We start from the raw sequence: 24,412 nt of genomic DNA, 5'->3' as shown, positions 1-24,412 counted from the left end.
CATTATGAAAAAATCAATATTAATTTTATCAAGCTTGTTCGTAACCCTAATTATGCAAGGACAAATCATACCTCAGCCAAAACCAGAGGCAGCTCCATCAATAAAAATCGGAAAACCGTTAACTTTTGAATTAAAAAATGGATTAAAAGTTATGGTTGTCGAAAACCATAAACTACCTAGAGTAGCATTCAGTCTTACCTTAGACAATGATCCGTATGCTGAAGGCGACAAAAAAGGGGTTGCCGACATGACCAGTACATTAATCGGAAGCGGCACCACTAAAATTTCGAAAACAGCTTTCAATGAAGAAGTAGATTTCTTAGGCGCTAACATCAATTTTAGTTCTAATGGCGCTTCAGCAAGTTCCTTATCTAAATATTCGGGGAGAGTTTTAGAGCTAATGGCAGATGGTGCATTAAACCCAAACTTCACCCAAGAGGAATTTGACAAAGAAAAAGCGAAACTTATTGAAGGCTTGAAAGCCAATGAAAAAAGCGTTTCAGCAGTAGCAGCAAGAGTTGTAGATGTTTTGACTTATGGAAAAAACCATCCTGCAGGCGAATATGTTAGCGAAGCTACCTTGAAAAACGTAACTCTTTCAGATGTAAAAGCAAACTACACAACATATTTTGTGCCAAGCAACGCTTACCTAATTATTGTGGGTGATGTAAAATTCAGCGAAACAAAAAAAATGGTAGAGAAATTCTTTGGCTCATGGAAAAAAGCAGCTGCTCCATCGATCTCTTATAACGATCCAATAGATGTTTCCGCCACACAGATTAACTTTATTGACATGCCAAATGCGGTTCAATCAGAGGTTGCTGTGGTAAATATGTCAAATCTTAAAATGACTGATCCGGATTATTTTGCTGTCTTAGTTGCGAACCAAATTTTAGGTGGTGACTTTAATAGTTACATTAATATGAACTTAAGAGAAGCTCATGGATGGACGTATGGTGCTAGAACTAGCATTTACGGGGACAAACGCGTTTCTACGTTTAATGCTTCTACGCAAGTTCGTAACGCAGTAACGGACAGCACTGTTGTTGAGATTTTCAAAGAATTCAAAAAAATCAGAACTGAGAAAGTGACTGATGAAATGTTAGCTAGCGTAAAAGCAGGATACATTGGACGATTTGTAATGCAAATTGAAAAACCACAAACGGTAGCAGGTTACGCTTTAAGAATCCAAACGCAAAGCTTGCCAGCTGATTTTTATGAAAATTACATTAAAAATATCAGTGCTGTAACTGCTGACGATATTTTGAGAGTGGCTAATAAATACTTCTTGGCTGATAATAGCAGAATTGTTATTGTAGGAAAAGCAGCGGATGTAGCTTCTGGATTAGAAAAATTAAAGTTTCCCGTATCATACTTCGATAAATACGGAAATGCAACAGCTAAACCAGAATTAAAAAAACCAGTTCCAGCAGGAGTTACTGCAAAAAGCGTTATTGATAATTACATCAAAGCTATCGGCGGAGAAAAAGCAGCATTGGCTGTAAAAACAATTGTAATGAACGGGACAACAACTATTCCGCAAGCGCCTTCTCCATTAAGCTTCACCTCAAAAATTGATACCAAAGGAAAATTGATGGTTGAACTAGCAATGGGCACAATGAGTATCATGAAACAAGTGGTAAATGAAAAAGGAGCTTACGTAATGCAACAAGGGCAACGTCAGAATATTGAAGGAACAATGCTAGCGGACATGAAAGCAACTGCAACACCATTTGAAGAATTGTCTCTTGCTAAAAACCAAGGTTTAACGCTGGAAACTATCGAGTCCATCAATGGAAAAGATGCTTACGCTGTTAAAAACGGGAAAACTACACTATTCTATGATGTAACTACTGGTTTAAAATTAGCCGAATCTAAAATTGTTGAACAAGGTGGGCAAAGCATCACTCAAACTACAAATTATGGAGATTACAAAGAAGTAAAAGGAGTTAAAGTTCCTTTTAACATCATCCAGAATGTAGGTTTTGAATTAGACATAAAAATGTCTGATGTAAAAATCAATGAAGGTGTTACCGATGCTGATTTTTTATAATCAAATCTTGAATAAATAAATAAAGGCTGTCTATTTTTAGACAGCCTTTATTATTTTTAATAAGATCCTAAACACAAACTGATCAAGAACAGCTACTACTTCTTAGCCGACAAATACACGCCTATTAAAATAATAAACGCACCAAAAAACTGAACTGGCGTAAGCATTTCATTATCCAATAATCCCCAGCAAAAAGCAACTACGGGAATCAAATACGTTACCGAAGTAGCAAAAACCGGCGATGACATTTGGATCAATTTAAAGAACAGAATATTCGCAATTCCAGTTCCTACCACACCTAAAACCATTATAAACAAAATTGATTCCTGCACTTTCACATCATGTACCACTTCAAAAAAACCGGAGAAAAACAAGATTATGAATGCCGGAACAAACAGCACCATAAAATTCCCGGTAGTAATACTCAGCGGACTCAAATCATGCAAATATTTTTTGATTAAATTGACATTGACCGCATAACATATAGATGCTATTAAAACCAAAATAGCATAATAATAATTTTGTTCCGGATGATGCATGGCGCCGTTCAAAATCAACAAGGCGCTTCCTAATAAACCAATTAGAATTCCAAAAATCTGATTTCTTTTGAATTGCAATCCAAAAACCAACGCGCCTAAAATCAATGTATTTAAAGGCGTCAGGGAATTCAAAATAGAACTCACGGAACTATCAATTTCAGTCTGTGCAATTGCAAACAAGTAAGCGGGTATAAATGTCCCGAATAAAGATGTTAAAGCAATGTATTTCCACTTAAATACTGGGATTTTAGACAAACTTTTGAACCCTATTAATATTAAAAAAACAGCTGCAAAAATAATTCGCAACGATCCCAATTGTAACGCTGTCAAACCTATTAATCCTTTTTTTATCAATATAAAGGAACTTCCCCAAACCAAGGCAAGAACCAACAAATACACCCATTTTAACTGCTTCGATTCCATAAAAATAATTTTGCCCAAAATTGTAATTATTTTATGAATTAGTCCTTCTTTTTTTAATTAATTTTGTAGTTAATAATAAAGTAGTTAATCTTCAAAATATACATTATAATGAATTTCAAAAAATCAATCGCAACACTGGTACTTACAAGTCTTTTATTTGTAGGTTGCAAAGAAAAAGAAACAGACATAGCTTCAAAAGAAACGGCTGAAACAACTGCTCCAAAAGTTAAAAAGGAAATTGCAGCTGCAAATCTTCAAACAGCGAGTTTCTCTGTAGAAGGAATGACGTGCGCTGTAGGCTGCGCCAAAACGATTCAAGAAGATCTAACCGCACAGGATGGTGTTCAAAAAGCAACAGTAGATTTTGATACTAAAATGGCCACTGTAACTTTTGACAAAACAGTTCAAACACCAGAAAAATTGACAACAGTAGTTGAAGCCGCTGCTGATGGCAAAACATACAAGGTTTCTAAAATGAAGTCCTAAATAGAACTTTCCCTTTATCGCAACAAAACATTCTCTTTACGGGGATGTTTTTTTTTGAACCACACAAGGATGTTGAAGGTCATTAAAAAAAGCGTACAGTTGGTATTAACAGGCTAATTTAAACTTAAAAGCCTTATTTATTCTAAAAAGAGTATTGCTTATTTTGTACTATTCCGGTAAATGGCTATTGTTGTTATTTCCATTTCAAGGTTTCCATTAGCCGCTGCATATCATTTTTGATATAACTTGCCGCTGGCATAATCGAGTCATAATTGGGTTTCGCATAAAAATAAACGGATCCCGTCAAAAAATGACTAGTACTGTCCGTAGCATAAAACTGGGAATTCGTTGCTGCATTTCCTTCTACCTGATAAAACATACCGTACACTTTTTTATCGGGATTCAAATACGGTTGTTCCAGGATATCATCTGCTTTTATCACGTGTTCATAAGTCAATTTTTGTGCATCCCGCAACAGTTCATTAATGTTTTTAGTGACTGGTTTATAGGTGAGATAAATAGTCGCTTTCATTTTTGGATAGGTAATCGTGAAACCACAATTGGGCTCTTTCTGGATAACGGCCTCTGAATTCATTTCAAAAGCAAAAGGACATTCGTTTTCAAAATTCATATAACTGGCTTGCGGATAATCCAACCGCAAATAAGCGGATGGTTTTGGGATCACGGCGTCTTTGCAACTAAAACTCAACAATGACGTTAGTGCTATTACCAGAAAAGGGATTGTTTTTTTAAACATTTCTATTTTTTTTAATCTTACAAATTTTAAGAAAACGTATTCCAATGGCTCTCTTTCCTTCGCAGAGGACCATGGAAGGATTATTCAATCGTTACTTTTATCTGTTTAACTCGTTTTTTATCCACTGCTTCTATAGTAAACAGACAGTTTTCGAATACAATTTTTTGATCTTTTTTAGGGAAATTGCCTAAAATTTCCAGAATAAATCCGGCTAATGTTTCGGCTTCTCCTTTTTTAATTTCGAATAATTCTTCGTCAACATCAATAATCCGATAAAAATCTCTCAGGTTTATTTTTCCTTCAAAAAGGTAATTTTTTTCATCAATTTGAGAAAAACTAATCTGCTCATCATCAAATTCATCGCTGATATCCCCAACAATTTCTTCAATAACATCCTCAAGAGAAACTAACCCTGAGGTTCCTCCATATTCATCTACCACGATCGCTAAATGACTTTTCTTGTTCTGAAAATCTTTCAGCAAATTATCCAGCTTTTTGTTTTCAGGGACAAAAAAAGGTTCTCGCAGCAATGTTTTCCAGTCAAATTCATTTGTATTAATATGCGGAAGCAAGTCTTTGACAAACAAAACGCCTTCTATCTGGTCTATATTGTCTCGATATACCGGAATTCTGGAATATCCTTTTTCTATAATTTTGGGACAAATAGCAGCAAAAGATTCTTCTATTTCTAAAGCAAAAATATCGATTCGCGGACTCATTACTTGTCTGGTATCCGTATTTCCAAAACTCACAATTCCTTCTAATATTTTTTGCTCTTCGGAAGAGGTTTCATCCGAAGCCGTAAGCTCTAAAGCCTGTGATAATTGATCAACAGAAAAATTTGTTTTTTGTTTTCCTAATTTGTTATGCAAATAAATCGTTGCTGCACGCATTGGTAAACTAATAGGCGTCAAAAGCTTATCTAAAAAGAAAATAGGGTAAGCAATAAGTTTGGCAAACTTGGTATTATTTCGACTGGCATATACTTTAGGCAAGACTTCTCCAAAGAGCAAAATCAAAAAAGTAACTACCAATACTTCCAAGATGAATTTCAATACCGGTTGGGTTATCGCTGCAAACATGCTTTTGCCAGCGTATGAAAATAATATTACTATCGCTATGTTGACAAAATTATTAGCAACCAGAAGCGTGGCCAGCAGTTTTTTGGGTTTTTCTAAAAGCGCGGCAATAATTTTTCCTTTAGAATCATTCTCCTGAATGGTTTCATCAATCTCTTTTTGTGACAACGAAAACAAGGCAACTTCGGCACCTGAAATTAATGCGGAACAAAACAGCAATATGATTATTACTGTAAAACCAAATGCTAAATTAGTATCTATTGCGTAAGCAAAAAGCAAACTGGGCTCTGAGTCCAAATTGGTAAGGATTAGTTAAACACTCAAAATGGCAAGTCGTTTATAGGCAAGACATTCTTATCGGTGTCAAAATTAGTGTTTTTCGGGACATCAGGTACAGGAATTTGTTTATTACTTTCAGTGTCTTTCTTAGTTGACAGAAAAGTAAATTCGGTTACCTGAATTTCAGTGGTGTGTTTTGTACTTCCATCCTCTGACTGCCATTGACGGGATTTAATGCGTCCTTCCACGTAAATTTTATCGCCTTTAGAAAGGTATTTTTCACAAAGTTCCGCCGCTTTGTTGCGAACAACTAAATTATGCCACTCCGTAGAAGTGATTTTTTCATTAGTGGTTTTGTTGATATACACTTCGTTTGTGGCCAACTGAAATCTTCCAATACAATTGCCTCCATCAAAATAATGCATTTTGATGTCGTCGCCAAGAAAACCAATTAGCATAACCTTGTTTAATGTTCCGTTCATTTTAGAATCTAGTGTTTAATCAAAGATACAGTTTTTTAGAAACTCTATAAATCCTTTTCAATAAAATTATGAATCACAATTGGAAAAGGAAAAGTTCTCAAAGTTTCAACGTCAATTCCGTTTTCAATTGTTCCTTCAATTTTCACTTTCCAAAACTTAATATGTAAATGCTGGTGTGACAATTTATGAAGGATACTTTTTTCGTTGTATTCTAACATACTTACGACAGTATTTTCTTTAAAATAATCCGCTTGAATAGCTTCGCTAACACAATCAAAATCTTCCTCTTTTTCGGTTTCTATCAAAGGGAATTCATAGAGATTGTGCCAAATTCCTTTGTCTGTTCGTTTTTGAATTATGGTGTTGTCATTTTCATCTGCAACAACCAGATAATTAAAGTAACGGCTTCTCACTTTTAGTTTTTTAGTCTTAACAGGCAACTGATTAACTTTGTTTTTTTGCAAAGCAGCGCAACTTTCGTTAAAAACACAAATACCGCAATTTGGACTTTTAGGAACACATTGCAAAGCCCCAAATTCCATAATGGCTTGATTGAAGGTTGCCGGGTTATCTTTTGGCATCAGTTCAAATGCCAAAGCGGCGAATTCTTTTTTGGCAGAAGCCTGAGCAATATCTGTCTCTATATCGAAATAACGCGATAAAACTCGGAATACATTTCCATCAACAACCGGAACGGCTTCGTTATAAGAAAAAGAAGCGATGGCCGCAGCGGTATATTCCCCAATGCCTTTTAATTTTAGTAAATCCGCATAGTTATCCGGAAAACTTCCCCCTAAATCTGAGGCCACATATTGAGCCGTTTTATGCAAATTTCGCGCTCTGGAATAATATCCTAATCCCTGCCAAAGTTTCAAAACATGCTCTTCATTGGCTTTTGCTAAATCAAAAACAGTAGGAAAAGCGGTAGTAAAAGACATAAAATAAGGCATTCCTTGGGCAACGCGTGTCTGCTGCAACATGATTTCGGAGAGCCAAATAGGATACGGATCCGTAGTGTTTCGCCATGGCAAATCCCGTTTATTTTGTAAATACCATTTTATCAGCAGGTTAGAAAAATTCATTTTTAAATATTAGACTGCAAAAGTAAAAGTTTATGTGATTAAAATTTAATGAATTAGCTTGAATAATTGTTTTTTAAATTCCTATATTTGCAAACTCAAAAAAATAGTACAACATTATAAATAGGAAAGAAAATGACGAAAGCAGATATCGTAGCAAAAATTTCAGAAAAATTAGGTCTTGAAAAGGGAGATGTACAGGCAACTGTAGAGACTTTTATGAATGAAGTAAAAAATTCATTAGAAACTGGAGACAATGTTTATTTAAGAGGTTTTGGAAGCTTTATAGTGAAAACCAGAGCAGAGAAAACTGGAAGAAACATTTCTAAAAATACTACAATAAAAATTCCTGCACACAACATTCCTGCATTCAAACCTGCAAAAGTTTTTGTTGAAGGGGTGAAAATAAATAACGAAGCAAAATAATAATATTAATTAATCATAAAATCATAAGATATGCCAAGTGGTAAAAAAAGAAAGAGACATAAGGTAGCAACTCACAAACGTAAAAAAAGAGCGAGAGCTAATCGTCACAAAAAGAAAAAGTAGTTTTAAACTACTTTTTTCTTTTTAAATGTTCATTGAAATTGAAAGTTAGTAATCAGTATTCAGTTTTTAGTAGTCAGTCAACTGCGAACTTAACACTGCAAACTGCCAGCTAATTTTCCCCGGGTTCAATACCTGTTAAAAATATTGTTTAATCCATTTGTTCGCCACAGCGAATAGATAAAAATGTACAGCGTGAATAAAGAATTAATCATCCGATCTAGTTCCGAAGCCGTAGATTTTGCCTTATTAAAAGATGGAAAACTAATTGAATTACACAAAGAAGAAGAAAAAAGCAACTTCCAAGTTGGCGATATTTTTATTGCCAAAATCAGGAAACCCGTTGCCGGACTAAATGCTGCTTTTGTAAATGTTGGCTTTGAAAAAGATGCCTTTTTACATTATCATGATTTAGGACCCAATTTAGCTTCCCAACTGAAATTCATAAAACTTGTAAGCGCAGGTAAATTAAAAGATTTCTCCCTAAAAAACTTTCAGTTTGAAAAAGAAATAGACAAAGATGGTACCATTACTGATGTTTTGAGTGCCAATCAATCTGTTTTAGTACAAGTTGTCAAAGAACCTATATCTACAAAAGGACCAAGGATTAGCGCTGAGCTTTCTCTTGCCGGAAGATTTATAGTTTTGGTTCCGTTTTCTGATCGTGTTTCTATTTCTCAAAAAATAGAAGACAAAAAAGAAAAAGAACGCTTGAAACGATTAGTACAATCCATCAAACCAAAAGGATTTGGTGTTATTGTTCGCACAGTAGCCGAAGGCAAAAATACAGCCGAATTAGAAAAAGATTTGCAGAACCTGCTCAGCAGATGGACTGCAATGTGTAAAAAATTACCAACTGCTCATCATCCTTCCAAAGTATTAGGAGAACTCAATAGAGCCTCTTCGATATTAAGAGATGTATTTAATGATACCTTTAGTGGTATTCAAATTGATGATGAAGAGTTGTACAACCAAACGAAGGATTATTTGCAAGAAATTGCCCCTTCGAAACAATCAATAGTGAAGTTTTATCAATCAAATGACACACCTATTTTTGAGAAATACAACATAGAGAGACAAATCAAAACTTCTTTTGGAAAAACAGTATCCATGAGTAAAGGGGCGTATCTTATTATCGAACATACTGAAGCCTTGCACGTTATAGACGTAAACAGCGGAAACCGTTCTAATAAAGCTACCAACCAGGAAGATACAGCCATGGAAGTCAACATGATAGCAGCAGCCGAAATTGCAAGACAACTGCGTCTTCGTGATATGGGCGGAATCATTGTGGTTGATTTTATCGACATGTCGAATCCTGAAAATCGCAAAGTGTTGTTCGACTTCCTCAGGGAAGAAATGAGCGATGATAAAGCAAAACATAAGATCTTACCCCCTAGCAAATTTGGACTAGTTCAAATTACAAGACAAAGAGTACGACCAGAAGTAAATATTAAGACCAGAGAAGAAGATCCAAACAATGAAAGTGCCGAAATTGAAGCACCAATTCAAATCATTGATAAAATCGCTTTTGATCTGGAAAGAGTATTAAAAAACCACAAAGATGTTGTGCTTAATGTACATCCGTTTGTGGCTGCATACCTTACCAAAGGTTTTCCATCATTACGTTCAAAATGGTTTCTTGAACATAAAAAGTGGGTGAAAATCATACCTCGTGATGCTTACACGTATTTAGAATATCATTTCTACGACAAAAAAGAAAATGCTGTCATAGAATAAATTATAAACTCCTCAAGAAATTGGGGAGTTTTTTTTTGCGTCATTGCGAGATTTTTCGAAGCAAGCGGTCATTGCGAGGCACGAAGCAATCTGGAGCTAATCCAGCTATACGTTACAATCTTTTCTTTTTTAAAGAAAAAAAGAAAAGGATTTCCACTGCGATCTGGGCTAGGGATTTGTGTAAATAGAATTATTTTCTTCTCTCCACAAAAAACCGCTTCATCAACTCCGAAGCTTCATTTGCCAAAACTCCTTTTACAACAGTTGTTTTAGGATGCAATTGTGTTCCCATTTTCACAAAACCCCTATTTTCATCAGTGGCTCCATACACAATTCTCGAAATCTGACTCCAGTACAAAGCGCCGGCGCACATCTGGCAAGGTTCCAGTGTGACGTACAGCGTACAACCCATTAAATATTTTCCGCCAAGATAATTAGCTGCGGCAGTTATGGATTGCATTTCCGCATGAGCTGTAACATCATGAAGTAATTCGGTTAAATTATGACTTCTGGCAATGACTTTATTATCAATGACAATAATGGCACCAACCGGAATTTCGCCTTTTTCAAAAGCCATTTCGGCTTCCTGCAAAGCCTTTTTCATAAAATATTCGTCGGTGAAAGGATTTATCATAGTATAAGTCCGCGAATTCGCATATTTAAGTTCTTTGCAAATCTTCGCTTTATTTTGTGATTCTTTATAAAACAAGTTTTTTATCAAATGTAAAAATACAATTTCAAATCGTACCTTTGCTTTATGTCAGATAATTTACTTTCAAACATAAACAATCCAACCGATTTACGCCAGCTCGACGAAGCTCAACTTCCTCAGGTCGCTCAAGAATTACGCAATTTCATAATTGATATTGTAGCCGCAAAAGAAGGCCATCTTGGGGCCAGTTTGGGTGTTGTTGAACTCACCATCGCTTTGCATTATGTGTTTGACACACCAAATGATTTGTTGGTCTGGGATGTAGGCCATCAGGCCTATGGACATAAAATACTCACCGGCCGAAGAGAAAATTTTCACACCAACAGGCAACTCGGCGGTATTTCCGGTTTCCCAAAAAGAAGTGAAAGTATCTATGATGCTTTTGGCGTAGGACATTCTTCGACTTCCATTTCAGCAGCATTAGGAATGGCGATTGCTTCTAATTTGAAAGGCGAATACGATAAACAACATATTGCAGTGATTGGAGATGCCTCCATCGCATCAGGAATGGCTTTTGAAGGATTAAATCACGCCGGAGTTACTGATGCTAATTTACTGGTGATCCTTAATGATAACGCCATCGGCATTGACCCGAGCGTTGGTGCGTTAAAAAAGTATCTTACTGCCGTAAAAGAAGGGAAAAATCCGAGGCAGAACAACATGATTAAATCATTGAATTTTGATTGTTCGGGTCCTATTGACGGGCATAATCTTTTTGCGGTTATCAAGGAACTCAAACGCTTGCAAAAAGTAAAAGGACCAAAATTTCTCCATATCATCACCACCAAAGGTAAAGGACTGCAACAAGCCGAAGAAAATCAGGTTAAATACCATGCGCCGGGGAAATTTGACGCTACAACTGGAGAAATTCACATCAAATCAGAAGAGAATTTACCGCCGAAATACCAGGATGTTTTTGGCTTGACCGTATTGGATTTGGCCCGAAAAAATGAAAAAATAATAGGGATTACACCTGCAATGCCTTCGGGAAGTTCCCTCAAATTCATGATGGAAGCTTTCCCAAAACGCGCCTTTGATGTAGGAATCGCCGAGCAACATGCCGTTACCTTAGCGGCCGGAATGGTGGCACAAGGAATGATCGTATTTTGCAATATTTATTCTACTTTTTTGCAAAGAGCATACGACCAAGTCATTCATGACGTTGCACTGCAAAACTTACCGGTAATTTTCTGTTTGGACAGAGCGGGATTAGTGGGAGAAGACGGCGCAACGCATCACGGTGTTTTTGATCTTGCTTATTTGCGCTGTATTCCTAATATAATTATTTATTCCCCAATGAACGAAATAGCGCTTCAAAACATTCTCTATACTGCACAACTGGGATTGAATCAGCCCATCGCTATCCGTTATCCAAGAGGTCGCGGTGTGATTCAGAATTGGCAAGATCAACATCTGGGAAAGTATAAAAAAATAGCAATTGGAGAAAGCATTTGTATTAAAAAAGGAACACATATCGCAGTATTATCAAATGGAACTATTGGTCACAATGTCACTTTGGCTATAGCCAAGACAGACCATCTGGAAACCATTGCCCATTATGATTTTTCATTTGTCAAACCATTAGACGAAAAAGCACTACATACCATTTTTACTAAATTTTCAACTATAATCACGCTAGAAGACGGCGTTGTAAATGGCGGTTTTGGGAGTGCTATACTTGAATTTGCTTCCCAAAATAATTACACTTCAAAAATAAAAATATTAGGCATTCCTGACGAATTTATTGAACAGGGAACAGTGGCTGAATTACAACAATATTGCAAAATTGACGTTAAAAGTCTTGAAATCCTTTTTTCAAGCTATTAAAATAATTATTTTGCACGTTTAAATTTAATCTCCCCCGTAATGAAATTACTCCCTACTGCATTTTTACTTTTTTTATTTTTGATTTCTATAAATAGTTTTTCCCAAGAAGCAACAGTCAGTAGTATGAAAACTGCACTTGAACCTGTAACAACACTCACAAAAGTAAAGAGACCGCTGACCGTAGTAGTCAATATACGAACTAAGAAACCATATGTTCCTTTATCCTATTGGACAAAAAAAAATAGTTTAGGATTTGACATATCCGAAGTCGCTTTTATCAACTGGAGTCCCGGAGGAACAAGCTCCGTTTCCGGGTTGTTCAACGGAAAATTTCTGAGAACGTACAACCGAAGCAATTACAATTGGACTAATGAACTTTTAATCCGATATGGTTTAAACAAACAAGACCGCATCGAAGTAAGAAAAACGGATGATGCCTTTTTATTAAACTCAACATTTGGTTATCGAAAAGACACCCTTTCGAATTGGTACCATTCCGCAAAATTAAATTTCAATACGCAGTTCACTAATGGTTATTCTTATCCAAATACTCAAACTGCAATATCAAAGCCCTTTGCACCCGCTTATGCCTTCATGGGAATAGGAGCTGAGAATATAAATAAAGAGAAAAAAAGAACGTTTTATATTTCCCCATTTACATTTAAAACAACCTTGGTTTTAGATCAAAGATTAGCGAATCAAGGTGCTTTTGGTGTCACTAAAGCCATTTACGATCTGAACGGAAATTTGATCGAAAAAGGAGAAAAATCCAGAACAGAGCTCGGATTTTTATTTACGGGGCATCTGAAAAAAGAAATTTTTAAAAATATTCATTTAGAAAATCGCCTCAGTTTATATTCTGATTATGTGAATCATTTTGGCAACATAGATATCGATTACGACCTCCAATTTGAATTAGTGGTAAACCAGTACGTAAAAGCGAATATTGGCGCACATATTATTTATGATGATGACATTAAATCAAAAAGAGAAATAGCGGGAATTCAAGTCACTGAAGGCCCAAAAGTACAAGTACGGCAAGCTATAGGTGTTGGAATACAATATTTGTTCTAAAAAAATTCTGAAAAATTTTTTCAGGGCTTTAAAATTTGTACGATCAATTTTTAATTATTTTTTCAACGTAATGTAAATTTTCCCCTTTTATATCCAATATATAAACCCCGGTTGCCAATGCACTTAAATCAATTGATTTTGCTCTACTAAATTCTTGGTTTTTAACATCATAAAGCACTCGTCCGTTAAGATCTATTACTTGGATATTTACCCTCCCTGAGTATTGATCAATTTTAATTGTTATTGGCCCTTTGGATGGGTTAGGAAATACGCGCATCACATCACTCTCAAAGTTGTCTATCGCTAAGGCGCAATTTGGTCCTGATGCAGGTCTTGTAAAATCCTCCGATTGATCATTACCTATATTTCTATCTCCGGCAGATGCATTAACCCCAAGGCCTCTGGCAGCAAAAACTTCCCAAATTAAGCAGTAATCCTTACCGCCTGTTATTGCCTGATCTGCGGCTATAATAGCATTTCTTGCATCCACAAAAGTAGGACTGCAAGCTTGTAATTTGATTCCATCTAATACAATTCGCATAATTCTATTATTCCCGCCTGATCCTGTATATTTATTATTATCAAAACCATATTTACTGACATAAGCCCACGTTAAATCCCACAGCATTGTAGCCCAAACGGAACCTACCCCGTGTACGGAGGTTTTTGATACATTATCTGCGTCAAGAAACTGATAATTATTGGTACTGGCGTATGTCATTGGATTAATCGTTCTGTCCGTAGAATACTGAAAATCTCGTATTCCCCTGCCGTCTGTGGCTTGTGAAGAAACAAAAGTCCCTATTCCTCTTTTGGCACCACTAAAATCTCCTGGCTTAATCTGCATCATTAATGCAAACCAATCAGACCATCCTTCTCCCATTTGATCCGTATTATTCAAACAACTGGAGTTATTGCTCCCACCGGCCAGACGAGTAGAAATTCCATGACCATATTCGTGTGCAATAATCCCATTATCGAAATCACCATCTGAATTTATGAAAGAAGAAGCCTCTAATTGAATTTTTATATTCACGGTTTGAGTCTGCATCTGGGTTATAATATTCTCCCCAATGGACTGAGTAACACTTATAGCAGGTATGGTAATTGATTCATCAGCTCCTGACATAATTAAATCTCCAGTATTATTATTAACAACAATTACAGCGACAGCCCCTGCATTTTGGGCCGCTTTTACTTTTACTGCAAACGTACAATTTCCTCTTCTTAAAATGACAATTTTCCCACTCATTGCCGCAGCATTAGAAGGTGCTACACACCCTTGGGAGGTGCCGCCCGTACTATCTAAGTAGAGCACTACATCAGATTGCAGGAAATTGGGAGCCACAGGCAAATCAACACGTCCTGGGTTAAAGGAGTTTTGTCTTGCTACATAACTTCCAGCAATACTTGATGGTGAATTTACAATAATTGGCTTAATTTCTGGACCTCGGTCCCATAGAAACATCTGCATTCTTCCGCTATTCCCATCCACCGGAGTTGAAAAATTAGCATTATTTAAACTCATGGGTACCACTAATGAGCCATCTTGTGCATCAGCATTAACTTGATCCGTCTCTTTTCCGCCACGACTGTAATTATTCGCTTGAAAATTTCCATTTGCTTCATCAAAACCATATTGATACCAAACATCATGCATGACATTATTCATATAAAAAAGGTTCGTAATTGCCGCATCTATATAGGTTGATGCCTGTACATTTGTACCGCCATAGGGAAAATCAAAAAGTAGCGATGCTCCACCTGAAGGGCTATAACCTGAAGTTGAATTAGTGCTGCCAAAATCCTCTTTAGCCCATACATTATTTCCTCTGGTTATCGTAAATTCATGTCCCGCCACACCATCAACATCATGCCAGCCAAATGGAGATGCATTGCTGTTCGCTGGATTCGAAACAAGTTGAAAAGCAGAATGGCTGGGACTTTCAAAATTGAATGGTATCACTCGGTAGGAACCACTTGCTGCCTGCATTGGAGAGGCCGAAAAAATTTGTTTGTAACTGGAGTCAAATGAATTTGCCCAAGACTCATGGGAATGAGTGATTGCTTTATTATGATCAAAGCTGCAAGAAATAACAAAATCATTTTTTTCTAACAGTCCCCCATCGGTGGCGTCAATTCTCACGCTCCAAATATGGTCATGAGTGCGTGTATAAATGGTAAAATCCCACGCCAAAATTAACTTACCATTACTGGATTGATGAAAAACTAAATTAGCAGTGACTGGCTCATGAATGCCTAACCCATTGCTTATTTTAAATTTATGAGCTTCTTTATTTTCTATAACAGTGAAAATTTCATCGGCTTTCATGCCTAAGAGCGAATACGCTTTAGTCAGAGCATTTACTGCCGATAATGAAGGTTTGGTTGTATTTACTTTTTTAGAAACACCATCAACTATTCGTTTTTGAACATCAATAACTTCACTATTCTGTATTGAAAAATTAGAAACTGCCCTAAAGATTTCAATACCTTTATAACGTTGCACTACATAACAATTTTGTATTCCGGAGCTGGTCGCTCCACCATCGCTTTGTATTACCCAATCCTGAAAATCGCTTTTCGAAACATTAATTTTAGCATTCGGAGTATTTAAATAACGTTGAATAATTAAAGGATTCGATTGCGCTAAAGCAAAAAAATTAGTTAAAAAAACTAAAAAAAATATAATTTTTTTCATAAAAATCTATTAATTCATCAATCATAAAATCTGAAAACAAATCTAATTTTTTTAATCTACAATAACAAATTAATGATTAGTAGACAATTGTTAATTTTTAACCGCAGTAATTGTTTTATAAAACAATAACGCATTTCCATCTGTCAGTAAAGAAATAAAATGACAAATATGTAATAATCTTCCGTATAAATTTTCTTTTTCCAAATGATGCTTTTCAGGCAACATTTTCAGAATTAAAGAGTCGTAATTAGATGCATTTCCATCAAATTTATTATTGAAAGCCGTTATAAATTTATCCAACAAGGTTTGAATAATCTGGTAGCCTACGATTTCTTTCTCAATGACTTCCCGACTTTGGTAAATATTATCCACACTTATTTTGATAATATCGCCCATCTGCGCTTTGTATTTGCTTTTATCCATTATGGCATACGGGAATTTGCCATTCAGGATCAGCACTTCATTTTCGACAAATACTTTTACGGCATCATTGATTAAACTTCCAATTGCCAGAGCGCGCAAATAACTTATTCTATCTTCTTTGGTTTCTAAAGTCTTGTATTTTGAAGTATCAATGCTGTCTTTCACCAATTTTATTAAATATTCCAAGGCAAAATCTTCGGAAACTAATCCTAAATTGATTCCGTCTTCAAAATCAATAATGGTATAACAAATGTCATCTGCCGCTTCGACTAAATACGCCAAGGGATGTCTTTCAAAACCAATATCGCTTCCTGTTTTATTTGGAATCAATCCCATATCTAAAGCCACATCTTGAAAAAAAGCTTTATCCGTTTGAAAGAAACCATATTTTTTGTCGGCAATGTCTTTGGTTGGTTTTTTGGGTAAACTTTCTTTAGGATACTTCATAAAAGCCCCAAGAGTTGCGTAGGATATTCGAAGTCCTCCTTCGATACCAGGACGACTGGCCGTCAGCACCGAAAAACCATTCGCATTCCCTTCAAAATCAATCAAATCCTGCCATTCTTTTGCCGTAAGCTGGTCTTTGTATTGTTGTCCTTTCCCAATGGAAAAATATTCGCCAATTGCTTTCTCACCGGAATGCCCAAAAGGCGGATTCCCAATATCATGAGCCAATGATGCAGCGGCAACTATAGCCCCAAAATCATTCATGTGATAGCCATGCACTTCTTGTAAATGCGGATATTTCTCGATGATTTTCTTACCCACCAATCGCCCTAATGAACGTCCCACTACAGAAACTTCTAAACTGTGCGTCAATCTGGTATGAACAAAATCAGTTTTTGACAACGGAATAACTTGTGTTTTGTCCTGTAAACTTCTGAAAGCAGCCGAGAAGATAATACGGTCGTAATCCACCTCAAAACCCAATCGGGTGTCATCTTGTTCTATCCGTAATCTTTTGCCTTTGTCTCCTTGTCGTTTTAGTGATAAAAGTTGTTCCCAGTGCATCATTCCTTTTTAAAATTTATTTCCAAAGATAGCAGAAATAGAATTATTAACAAGTGAAATAAAGTCAGGTATGATTTAGTTTATATAAAAAATCTAAAGTGTCGGATCCTATTAGTACAATATCCTAAATACAACAAATTAATAAACCTATCGAAAAAATATTTAAAGGATTAGTGTTACTTTTGCATCTAATTTAAGTTCTTAATTTATTTCTTCATCAACCGATAAGGGTTTTACTTAACTGTAGATTAATAGGGAATCGTGTGTAAATCACGAACTGTCGCGCAACTGTAAGTAACACAAAAAGTTTTTATCTGAAATACGATCCACTGTATGCCAATGGCAAATGGGAAGGATGATAAAAATGTTACAAGTCAGGAGACCTGCCTTTTATCGAATTGACAATGCTTTCGCGATTTGAAGCAACAGTCAGGTATGGTGCGTTCTGAACACAATAAGCATGACTCTTTATGCTTTATTGTGCATTTCTCTTTTGCAACGTATTTTCCTTTCTACTTTTCATCTCTAACAAGCATTCTGAAATGCATCAAGAGCTTTTAATTGATTTATTCATCATTTAAAAAGCAACAAAATGCTAACAAATAATCTTGGCTACCCGCGAATTGGTAGCAACAGAGAATTAAAAAAAGCCTGTGAATCGTATTGGGCAGGAAAAATTTCAGTAGACGAACTTTTGGCTGTAGGTACTACTATCCGAAAAGAAAACTGGCAATTACAAGTGGAGTTCGAAATCGATTTAATCCCTTCAAATGACTTTTCGTTTTACGATCAAGTACTGGACTTATCACTTACCTTGGGTGTTATTCCTAAGCGCTATCAAGAATTAGCCAAAACAAACTCCAATATCGATTTGTATTTTGCCATGGCTAGAGGTTCGCAGAAAGAAGGACAAGATGTGGTCGCCATGGAAATGACAAAATGGTTTGACACCAACTACCATTACATCGTACCAGAATTCACAAAAGATCAAGAATTCAAATTATTCTCCGAAAAAATAATAGATGAATTCAAAGAAGCTAATGCTTTAGGAATTACAACAAAACCGGTACTTATAGGGCCTGTTACTTATTTACTTCTTGGAAAAGAAAAAGAAGAAGGTTTTCATAGAATAGAACTTATCGATAAATTGCTACCGGTATATTTTGAAATCCTTCAAAAACTGGAAAATGAAAATGTGGAATGGATCCAATTTGACGAACCATTTTTGGCTTTGAATCTAACTGACAAAGAAAGAAATGCTATAACTTATGTTTACTCCGAAATAAACAAACGTTTCCCTAAAATCAAATTAATTCTGGCAAACTATTTCGATTGCTTTGGCGAAAATCTTGAAACCGTTCTTGCGCTACCTGTTCATACTTTACATTTGGATTTAGTCCGTTGTCACTCGCAATTGGATGACATCTTGGAATCGGGACAATTGTCTAATACTGTCAGTCTTTCACTTGGTGTTATAGATGGTAGAAATATTTGGAAAAATGATTTCAAAAAATCGTTAGCCCTTATTCAGAAAGCAAGTGACGCACTTGGCGAAAACAGAATCTTAATTGCACCATCGTGCTCCCTGATTCACTCGCCATGTGATTTAGAATTAGAAACGAACAATGCAACACTAACTCCTGAGGTCAAGCAATGGCTGGCTTTTGCCAAACAAAAAACAGAAGAGATCGTTTTACTAAAATATTTTGCTTTGAATGCAATAGACATCAATAATTCTATCCGTTTTGAAGAAAATACTATTGCCAACGAAAACAGAAAAACATCAAAATTAATCCATAATAAGGCGGTGAAAAATCGGGTTGCCAGCATTGCAATTGGTGATGATCAAAGAGAAAATCCGTTTCAAATTAGAAGAAAAAAACAAATAGACGTGTTGAATCTTCCGTTATTCCCAACTACTACTATTGGTTCTTTTCCACAAACTACCGAAGTCCGCAGCTGGAGAGCAAAGTTCAAAAAAGGCGAATTAAGCCCACAACAATATGATGATTTACTCCAAAAAGAAACCGAAGAAACGATTCGCTTTCAAGAAGAAACTGGCATTGACGTATTGGTTCACGGAGAATTTGAACGCAATGACATGGTGGAATATTTTGGAGAGCAATTAGACGGATTTACGTTTACCAAAAACGGCTGGGTACAAAGTTACGGCAGCCGTTGTGTGAAACCTCCAGTTATTTATGGCGATGTCTCACGTCCAAACCCAATGACTGTGAAATGGTCAGCCTTTGCACAATCGCTTACGCCAAAATGGGTAAAAGGAATGCTAACCGGTCCCGTGACTATTTTGCAGTGGTCCTTTGTCCGTAACGATCAGTCGCGCGCGGAAACCTGTACCCAAATTGCATTGGCGATTAGAGATGAAGTAGTCGATTTAGAAAAGGCAGGAATAAAGATTATTCAAATTGACGAACCGGCCATTCGAGAAGGATTGCCCTTACGTAAAGAAGAATGGGCAACCTATTTGGATTGGGCTGTAAAAGCGTTTAGAATTGCCGCAAGTGGCGTACAAGATGATACCCAAATTCATACCCACATGTGTTACAGCGAATTCAATGACATCATACAGAATATTGCCGATATGGATGCCGATGTTATCACTATAGAATGCTCGCGTTCGCAAATGGAATTACTGGATGCTTTCGCCGATTTCAATTATCCAAACGAAATAGGACCTGGCGTGTATGACATTCACTCGCCTCGTGTTCCTGCCAGTTCCGAAATGGTGAAGCTATTAGAAAAAGCTTCAGCAGTGATTCCTGTTGACCAACTTTGGGTCAATCCAGATTGTGGTTTAAAAACCCGTCATTGGGACGAAACTAAAAAGGCTTTAATCGAAATGGTAGCCGCAGCTCAAAAGATGAGAATTGCTGTAGCAAACATTACAATTGTTTAACAACCTGAATTCAGGTTAGCACTAAAATAAAAACCTAGTAGATCCGCAATTTACTAGGTTTTGTTTTAAAAAAGAATCTGCTTCTATTTAAACAAATTATCTAAAAGCGAAAACATAAGTTGATTATTTTCTTTTATAAATGTAGTATTACTTACGATCTCATCATAGGTTTGAACATAAGTGTCTTTTACTAATTCTGATCTTTCATGAAAAGCCATTTTTTTCATAGCGGCATCCGTAACTTCCAAATGGAATTGAAGTCCCACTACTCGATCATTATATAAAAAAGCTTGATTCGCGCAGGCTTCTGATTCCATTAAGCGAATAGCATTTTCAGGAATTGAGAATGTCTCTCCGTGCCAATGAAAAACAGAAAATGATTTTGGATAACCATTAAGTATTGCAACATTTGAATCTAAAATTGAAACCGGAAACCAGCCAATTTCTTTTTGCTCATTGTCCGTAATATTTCCTCCCAACACATTTGAAATTAATTGCGCTCCCAAACAGATTCCAATTATTTTTTTTCGCCGGTCAATTGCGGATTTGATGAATACTTTTTCGTCTTTTAGCCAAAGGAATTTGGCTTCGTCATGAATACTCATGGGTCCGCCCAAGATAATCAAGGCGTCTATCGTATCAAGATTTGGAAATTTCGGATTATGGTATAATGTGGAATATGAAAGGGAATGCCCGTGCTCTTGAATCCAATTCTCTATACAACCCAGACCTTCAAAAGGAACGTGCTGTAAGCAATGGATATTTAATTTTTTACTCATACTGTCTCGTCCAGATTCTACAAAATTAATGAATCATTACTTTCAGAACTAGAATTATACTCCAATTTGATCCGATGGAACAAACATTTTAATTTTCGCGGCAAACTCGTGTTTTTTTACCACATAAGTTGCTGATAAAGTATCGTGCAAACCCCTTTCTGTCTTACCAAGAAATGAAAAAGGGTCCATAGGATTTAGACGGGATACTGCTCGTATCATAAAGTTTTTGGTATTGGGTTTAGATCCATCAACTCGTACTACAATCGTTTTGGTAAAATACTTAGCAAAGGTTCTGGAGAAGTACATCTCCGTAAATACATAGTAAAAAAACAAAATAATAAGTCCAAAGAACAAATTTTCAATCAAACTTAATGATGAAACCCAATTCGATGCCCCATGACTGTTTGTTGTATCTCCAATTATATTAATGGTAGCGACAATACTTATTGCTATAATATAAATAATCAATATATCGATAAGTAGATTCAGGAGACGCTGGCTTTTGGAAGCTAATAAATCATCTGTAACAGTAAATTTTTTATTTTCCATTTTTTATCGTTTTGATTATTATAAAAAAGTCTTCAAGGCTAATAACTATCTCAAATATAGTGAATTGTTTACAAATATTACTGTTAAATCTTGGTGTTTTAGCCCCGATTAGAGTGAAAATCCTTTTTATTCGCCTTTTTTTGGTGAATAAAAAGATTGCAACGGAAAGCGGGACACGAGCGAAGCGAACTGACGAAGTAGATAGCTCCAAAAAAAAGCAGTTATCATTACAATAACTGCCTTTTTGTTTTAAAACTTCTTTGTTGACATCAACAATATGGTCTGATTAGGAGATTGCTTCGTTCCTCGCAATGACTTAAGAACCACACATTTCACACTCATCCGGACCTGCATTTTTAGACAATTCAAGCATAGCTCTGTATTCATCCGAAGTCATTTCTACTGCTTCAGCGACTGCAGGAACAGCGATTGATTGCTCTTTGATTTCGATTGGCTCTGCTTTTTTATCATTGTTTAATGTAAATTTAATCGCATCCACCGCAGCTTTTGTTCTTAAATAGTACATTCCCGTTTTCAATCCAGATTGCCAAGCGTAAAAATGCATTGATGTCAATTTAGAATAATTGGCATTTTGCATAAACAAGTTCAATGATTGGGATTGATCCACAAAATACCCACGCTGACGGGACATATCGATAATGTCTTTCATGGACATTTCCCATACTGTTTTGTACAATTCTTTCAAGTCTTGCGGAATATTCAGATCTTGAACCGAACCGTTATTTCGCATTAATTCTTGTTTCAATGTTTCGTTCCACAAACCACGTTCCACTAAATCGTGCAACAAGTGTTTGTTTACCACAATAAATTCTCCCGAAAGGACTCTTCTGGTGTAAATATTAGAAGTATAGGGTTCAAATGCTTCGTTGTTACCCAAAATTTGTGATGTAGAAGCCGTTGGCATTGGCGCGACTAACAACGAGTTTCTCACTCCGTGTTCCATCACTTCTTTTCGCAAGGAAGCCCAGTCCCAACGACCAGATAATTCCTCATCTTTCATTCCCCACAAATTGTATTGGAATTCCCCTTGAGAAATTGGAGAGCCTTTAAATGTCGAATAAGGCCCTTCTTCTTTGGCCATTTCCATCGATGCGGTTACCGCAGCAAAGTATAGTGTTTCAAAAATTTCCTGATTCAGTTTTTTAGCCTCATCGCTCGTAAACGGCATACGCAACATAATGAAAGCATCGGCTAATCCTTGCACTCCAAGACCAATTGGTCGGTGGCGTTTATTCGAATTTTCTCCTTCAATTACCGGATAATAATTTCTGTCGATTACTTTATTCAAGTTTCTGGTTACGCGTTTTGTAACGGTATACATCAATTCATGGTCAAACTTTCCATTAGAAACAAACATCGGCAAGGAAAGAGAAGCTAGATTACAAACTGCAATTTCATCTTTGGATGTAAATTCCATAATCTCGGTACACAAATTCGAAGAACGAATCGTCCCCAAATTTTTCTGGTTTGATTTTCTATTGACGGCATCTTTATACAACATGTAAGGCGTTCCGGTTTCGATTTGCGATTCTAGAATTTTCTCCCAAAGCTCATGTGCTTTAATTGTTTTTCTACCTTTACCCGCTTTTTCATAATCCGTATACATTTTTTCGAAATCATCACCATAGACATCATACAATCCCGGACATTCATTAGGACACATCAACGTCCAGTAACTGTCTTCTTGAACTCGTTTCATAAATAAATCAGACGTCCACATGGCAAAGAACAAATCTCTGGCGCGCATTTCTTCTTTTCCAGTATTCTTTTTTAAGTCTAGGAAATCGAAAATATCTGCATGCCACGTTTCGATGTATATTGCAAAACTTCCTTTACGTTTTCCACCACCTTGATCTACATAACGTGCCGTATCATTAAAAACACGCAACATCGGAACAATTCCGTTTGACGTACCGTTTGTGCCTCGAATGTAAGAACCTGTTGCTCTTACATTGTGAATAGAAAGTCCAACACCACCAGCTGATTGCGAGATTTTTGCCGTTTGTTTCAACGTATCGTAGATCCCGTCAATACTATCGTCTTGCATCGCCAGAAGGAAACAAGAAGACATTTGAGGTTTTGGAGTTCCTGCATTGAATAATGTAGGCGTTGCATGCGTAAAGAATTTTTTCGACATTAAGTCGTACGTTTCAATCACTGAATCTAAATCATCTAAGTGGATCCCAACCGAAACACGCATTAACATGTGTTGCGGACGCTCCACTATTTTGCCATTTATTTTAAGCAAATATGATCTTTCCAAGGTTTTAAAACCAAAATAATCGTAGTTAAAATCTCTATTGTATATAATATGGGAATCTAAAAACTCCGCATTTTTCATAATCACTTGATGCACTTCCTCTGATAACAAAGGTGCATTTTGTCCATTTCTAGGGTTTACATAATGAAACATATCGTTCATTGTTTCCGAAAATGATTTTTTTGTATTGGAATGCAAATTCGAAATTGCAATTCTCGCTGCCAACTGTGCATAATCAGGATGCGCAATAGTCATTGAAGCCGCAGTTTCAGCTGCTAAATTATCTAACTCTGACGTAGAAACTCCATCATAAAGCCCTTCAATTACTCGCATTGCAACTTTTACGGCATCAACCAAATCATTCAAACCATAACATAGTTTTTTAATTCTATCTGTGATTTTGTCGAACATTACAGGCTCTTTGTGCCCGTCTCTTTTTACTACGTACATACTTTTGTTGGTTTTTAAAACAGAAAATCCCTTTGCTGTTTTTCGTTATTTGTTAGTCATTGCGAGGAACGAAACAATCTCAATTATTGTTTCATTTGCTCAATTTTTTTTGGAGCCATATCCAGCTATCCATTGCAATCTTTTTATTTTTTATGCTTGTCCGTTTAGTTACCTATAATTCATTCCATTGATGATTAACTCCAGCAATGATTAGTCTTTCCATTG

18 protein-coding genes and 1 riboswitch are annotated in these 24,412 nt (G+C 36.2%); of the genes, 7 read left to right on the top strand and 11 right to left on the bottom strand.

Features of this window, described 5'->3' with window-relative positions; translation table 11 throughout:
* Window positions 1–4 precede the first annotated feature (4 nt).
* Window positions 5–2,053: an insulinase family protein gene (locus EKM02_RS11120; protein ID WP_234423181.1), complete on the top strand. Its 2,049-nt coding sequence runs from the start codon at window positions 5–7 to the stop codon at window positions 2,051–2,053.
* Between the two features lie 95 nt (window positions 2,054–2,148).
* Here EKM02_RS11120 and EKM02_RS11115 read toward each other — a convergent pair whose 3' ends face one another.
* A complete protein-coding gene (locus EKM02_RS11115) occupies window positions 2,149–3,015 on the bottom strand; it encodes a DMT family transporter (protein ID WP_126455141.1) in 867 nt (288 codons plus the stop codon).
* Between the two features lie 108 nt (window positions 3,016–3,123).
* On the opposite strand from EKM02_RS11115, the gene EKM02_RS11110 reads away from it, so the two are divergent.
* Window positions 3,124–3,501: a heavy-metal-associated domain-containing protein gene (locus EKM02_RS11110; protein WP_126455139.1), complete on the top strand. Its 378-nt coding sequence runs from the start codon at window positions 3,124–3,126 to the stop codon at window positions 3,499–3,501.
* 193 nt (window positions 3,502–3,694) lie between these two features.
* On the opposite strand, the gene gldD is transcribed toward EKM02_RS11110, so the two are convergent.
* The 4 genes from gldD to mutY form a co-directional block, all read right to left on the bottom strand.
* Entirely contained in the window at window positions 3,695–4,258 is a 564-nt protein-coding gene (gldD, locus tag EKM02_RS11105) for a gliding motility lipoprotein GldD (protein WP_126455137.1), read from the bottom strand.
* An 80-nt stretch (window positions 4,259–4,338) separates the two neighbouring features.
* A complete protein-coding gene (locus EKM02_RS11100) occupies window positions 4,339–5,634 on the bottom strand; it encodes a gliding motility-associated protein GldE (RefSeq protein ID WP_126455135.1) in 1,296 nt (431 codons plus the stop codon).
* 23 nt (window positions 5,635–5,657) lie between these two features.
* Window positions 5,658–6,098 (bottom strand): single-stranded DNA-binding protein, encoded by a 441-nt coding sequence (locus EKM02_RS11095; protein ID WP_126455133.1) that lies wholly within the window; start codon window positions 6,096–6,098, stop codon window positions 5,658–5,660.
* A gap of 44 nt (window positions 6,099–6,142) precedes the next feature.
* On the bottom strand, window positions 6,143–7,180 hold the full coding sequence (gene mutY, locus EKM02_RS11090; RefSeq protein WP_126455131.1) for an A/G-specific adenine glycosylase: 1,038 nt from the start codon (window positions 7,178–7,180) through the stop codon (window positions 6,143–6,145).
* Between the two features lie 132 nt (window positions 7,181–7,312).
* Here mutY and EKM02_RS11085 point away from each other — a divergent pair, with 132 nt between their 5' ends.
* Both EKM02_RS11085 and EKM02_RS11080 read left to right on the top strand, forming a co-directional pair.
* Window positions 7,313–7,603, top strand: a complete 291-nt coding sequence (locus tag EKM02_RS11085; protein ID WP_016989051.1) for an HU family DNA-binding protein — start codon at window positions 7,313–7,315, stop codon at window positions 7,601–7,603.
* 315 nt (window positions 7,604–7,918) lie between these two features.
* The gene (locus EKM02_RS11080; protein ID WP_126455129.1) at window positions 7,919–9,463 is read left to right on the top strand and encodes a ribonuclease E/G; all 1,545 of its coding nucleotides are present in this window, start codon (window positions 7,919–7,921) and stop codon (window positions 9,461–9,463) included.
* 190 nt (window positions 9,464–9,653) lie between these two features.
* On the opposite strand, the gene EKM02_RS11075 is transcribed toward EKM02_RS11080, so the two are convergent.
* On the bottom strand, window positions 9,654–10,097 hold the full coding sequence (locus EKM02_RS11075; protein ID WP_126455127.1) for a nucleoside deaminase: 444 nt from the start codon (window positions 10,095–10,097) through the stop codon (window positions 9,654–9,656).
* A gap of 123 nt (window positions 10,098–10,220) precedes the next feature.
* Here EKM02_RS11075 and EKM02_RS11070 point away from each other — a divergent pair, with 123 nt between their 5' ends.
* Window positions 10,221–12,002: a 1-deoxy-D-xylulose-5-phosphate synthase gene (locus EKM02_RS11070; RefSeq protein ID WP_126455125.1), complete on the top strand. Its 1,782-nt coding sequence runs from the start codon at window positions 10,221–10,223 to the stop codon at window positions 12,000–12,002.
* Between the two features lie 123 nt (window positions 12,003–12,125).
* Window positions 12,126–13,076, top strand: coding sequence for a DUF3078 domain-containing protein (locus tag EKM02_RS11065; protein WP_370453936.1), 951 nt, complete (start codon window positions 12,126–12,128; stop codon window positions 13,074–13,076).
* Window positions 13,077–13,119: 43 nt separating this feature from the next.
* Here the strand turns inward: EKM02_RS11065 and EKM02_RS11060 are convergent, their stop codons facing one another.
* Complete coding sequence (locus EKM02_RS11060; RefSeq protein WP_126455121.1) at window positions 13,120–15,777, bottom strand: T9SS-dependent M36 family metallopeptidase; 2,658 nt, start codon at window positions 15,775–15,777, stop codon at window positions 13,120–13,122.
* A gap of 90 nt (window positions 15,778–15,867) precedes the next feature.
* Window positions 15,868–17,211: a dGTP triphosphohydrolase gene (gene dgt, locus EKM02_RS11055; protein WP_126455174.1), complete on the bottom strand. Its 1,344-nt coding sequence runs from the start codon at window positions 17,209–17,211 to the stop codon at window positions 15,868–15,870.
* Window positions 17,212–17,422: 211 nt separating this feature from the next.
* A riboswitch (cobalamin riboswitch) is annotated at window positions 17,423–17,617 on the top strand.
* A 186-nt stretch (window positions 17,618–17,803) separates the two neighbouring features.
* Here dgt and metE point away from each other — a divergent pair.
* The gene (gene metE, locus EKM02_RS11050) at window positions 17,804–20,128 is read left to right on the top strand and encodes a 5-methyltetrahydropteroyltriglutamate--homocysteine S-methyltransferase (protein WP_126455119.1); all 2,325 of its coding nucleotides are present in this window, start codon (window positions 17,804–17,806) and stop codon (window positions 20,126–20,128) included.
* 83 nt (window positions 20,129–20,211) lie between these two features.
* Here the strand turns inward: metE and EKM02_RS11045 are convergent, their stop codons facing one another.
* The 3 genes from EKM02_RS11045 to EKM02_RS11035 all read right to left on the bottom strand — a co-directional run bounded on the left by EKM02_RS11045 (window position 20,212) and on the right by EKM02_RS11035 (window position 24,187).
* Complete coding sequence (locus EKM02_RS11045; RefSeq protein ID WP_126455117.1) at window positions 20,212–20,907, bottom strand: type 1 glutamine amidotransferase; 696 nt, start codon at window positions 20,905–20,907, stop codon at window positions 20,212–20,214.
* A gap of 54 nt (window positions 20,908–20,961) precedes the next feature.
* Window positions 20,962–21,456 carry an RDD family protein gene (locus EKM02_RS11040; RefSeq protein WP_126455115.1) on the bottom strand — a complete coding sequence of 165 codons (495 nt, stop codon included), beginning with the start codon at window positions 21,454–21,456 and terminating at the stop codon, window positions 20,962–20,964.
* A gap of 316 nt (window positions 21,457–21,772) precedes the next feature.
* On the bottom strand, window positions 21,773–24,187 hold the full coding sequence (locus tag EKM02_RS11035; protein WP_126455113.1) for a ribonucleoside-diphosphate reductase subunit alpha: 2,415 nt from the start codon (window positions 24,185–24,187) through the stop codon (window positions 21,773–21,775).
* Window positions 24,188–24,412: the final 225 nt, after the last annotated feature.

The sequence above is a fragment of the Flavobacterium sp. RSP49 genome (assembly GCF_003968735.1).
GTDB lineage: Bacteria > Bacteroidota > Bacteroidia > Flavobacteriales > Flavobacteriaceae > Flavobacterium.
Note: the sequence above shows the minus strand (reverse complement) of the source record. Positions and strands in the feature narration are given on the sequence as shown.

Excerpts from the sequence above, each read along its gene's own strand:
- EKM02_RS11035 (WP_126455113.1), bottom strand. The coding sequence starts at position 24,187 with ATGTACGTAGTAAAAAGAGACGGGCACAAAGAGCCTGTAATGTTCGAC.
- EKM02_RS11045 (WP_126455117.1), bottom strand. The coding sequence starts at position 20,907 with ATGAGTAAAAAATTAAATATCCATTGCTTACAGCACGTTCCTTTTGAA.
- mutY (WP_126455131.1), bottom strand. The coding sequence starts at position 7,180 with ATGAATTTTTCTAACCTGCTGATAAAATGGTATTTACAAAATAAACGG.
- EKM02_RS11075 (WP_126455127.1), bottom strand. The coding sequence starts at position 10,097 with ATGATAAATCCTTTCACCGACGAATATTTTATGAAAAAGGCTTTGCAG.
- EKM02_RS11060 (WP_126455121.1), bottom strand. The coding sequence starts at position 15,777 with ATGAAAAAAATTATATTTTTTTTAGTTTTTTTAACTAATTTTTTTGCT.
- EKM02_RS11110 (WP_126455139.1), top strand. The coding sequence starts at position 3,124 with ATGAATTTCAAAAAATCAATCGCAACACTGGTACTTACAAGTCTTTTA.
- metE (WP_126455119.1), top strand. The coding sequence starts at position 17,804 with ATGCTAACAAATAATCTTGGCTACCCGCGAATTGGTAGCAACAGAGAA.
- gldD (WP_126455137.1), bottom strand. The coding sequence starts at position 4,258 with ATGTTTAAAAAAACAATCCCTTTTCTGGTAATAGCACTAACGTCATTG.
- EKM02_RS11085 (WP_016989051.1), top strand. The coding sequence starts at position 7,313 with ATGACGAAAGCAGATATCGTAGCAAAAATTTCAGAAAAATTAGGTCTT.
- EKM02_RS11095 (WP_126455133.1), bottom strand. The coding sequence starts at position 6,098 with ATGAACGGAACATTAAACAAGGTTATGCTAATTGGTTTTCTTGGCGAC.
- dgt (WP_126455174.1), bottom strand. The coding sequence starts at position 17,211 with ATGCACTGGGAACAACTTTTATCACTAAAACGACAAGGAGACAAAGGC.
- EKM02_RS11065 (WP_370453936.1), top strand. The coding sequence starts at position 12,126 with ATGAAAACTGCACTTGAACCTGTAACAACACTCACAAAAGTAAAGAGA.
- EKM02_RS11120 (WP_234423181.1), top strand. The coding sequence starts at position 5 with ATGAAAAAATCAATATTAATTTTATCAAGCTTGTTCGTAACCCTAATT.
- EKM02_RS11040 (WP_126455115.1), bottom strand. The coding sequence starts at position 21,456 with ATGGAAAATAAAAAATTTACTGTTACAGATGATTTATTAGCTTCCAAA.
- EKM02_RS11115 (WP_126455141.1), bottom strand. The coding sequence starts at position 3,015 with ATGGAATCGAAGCAGTTAAAATGGGTGTATTTGTTGGTTCTTGCCTTG.
- EKM02_RS11070 (WP_126455125.1), top strand. The coding sequence starts at position 10,221 with ATGTCAGATAATTTACTTTCAAACATAAACAATCCAACCGATTTACGC.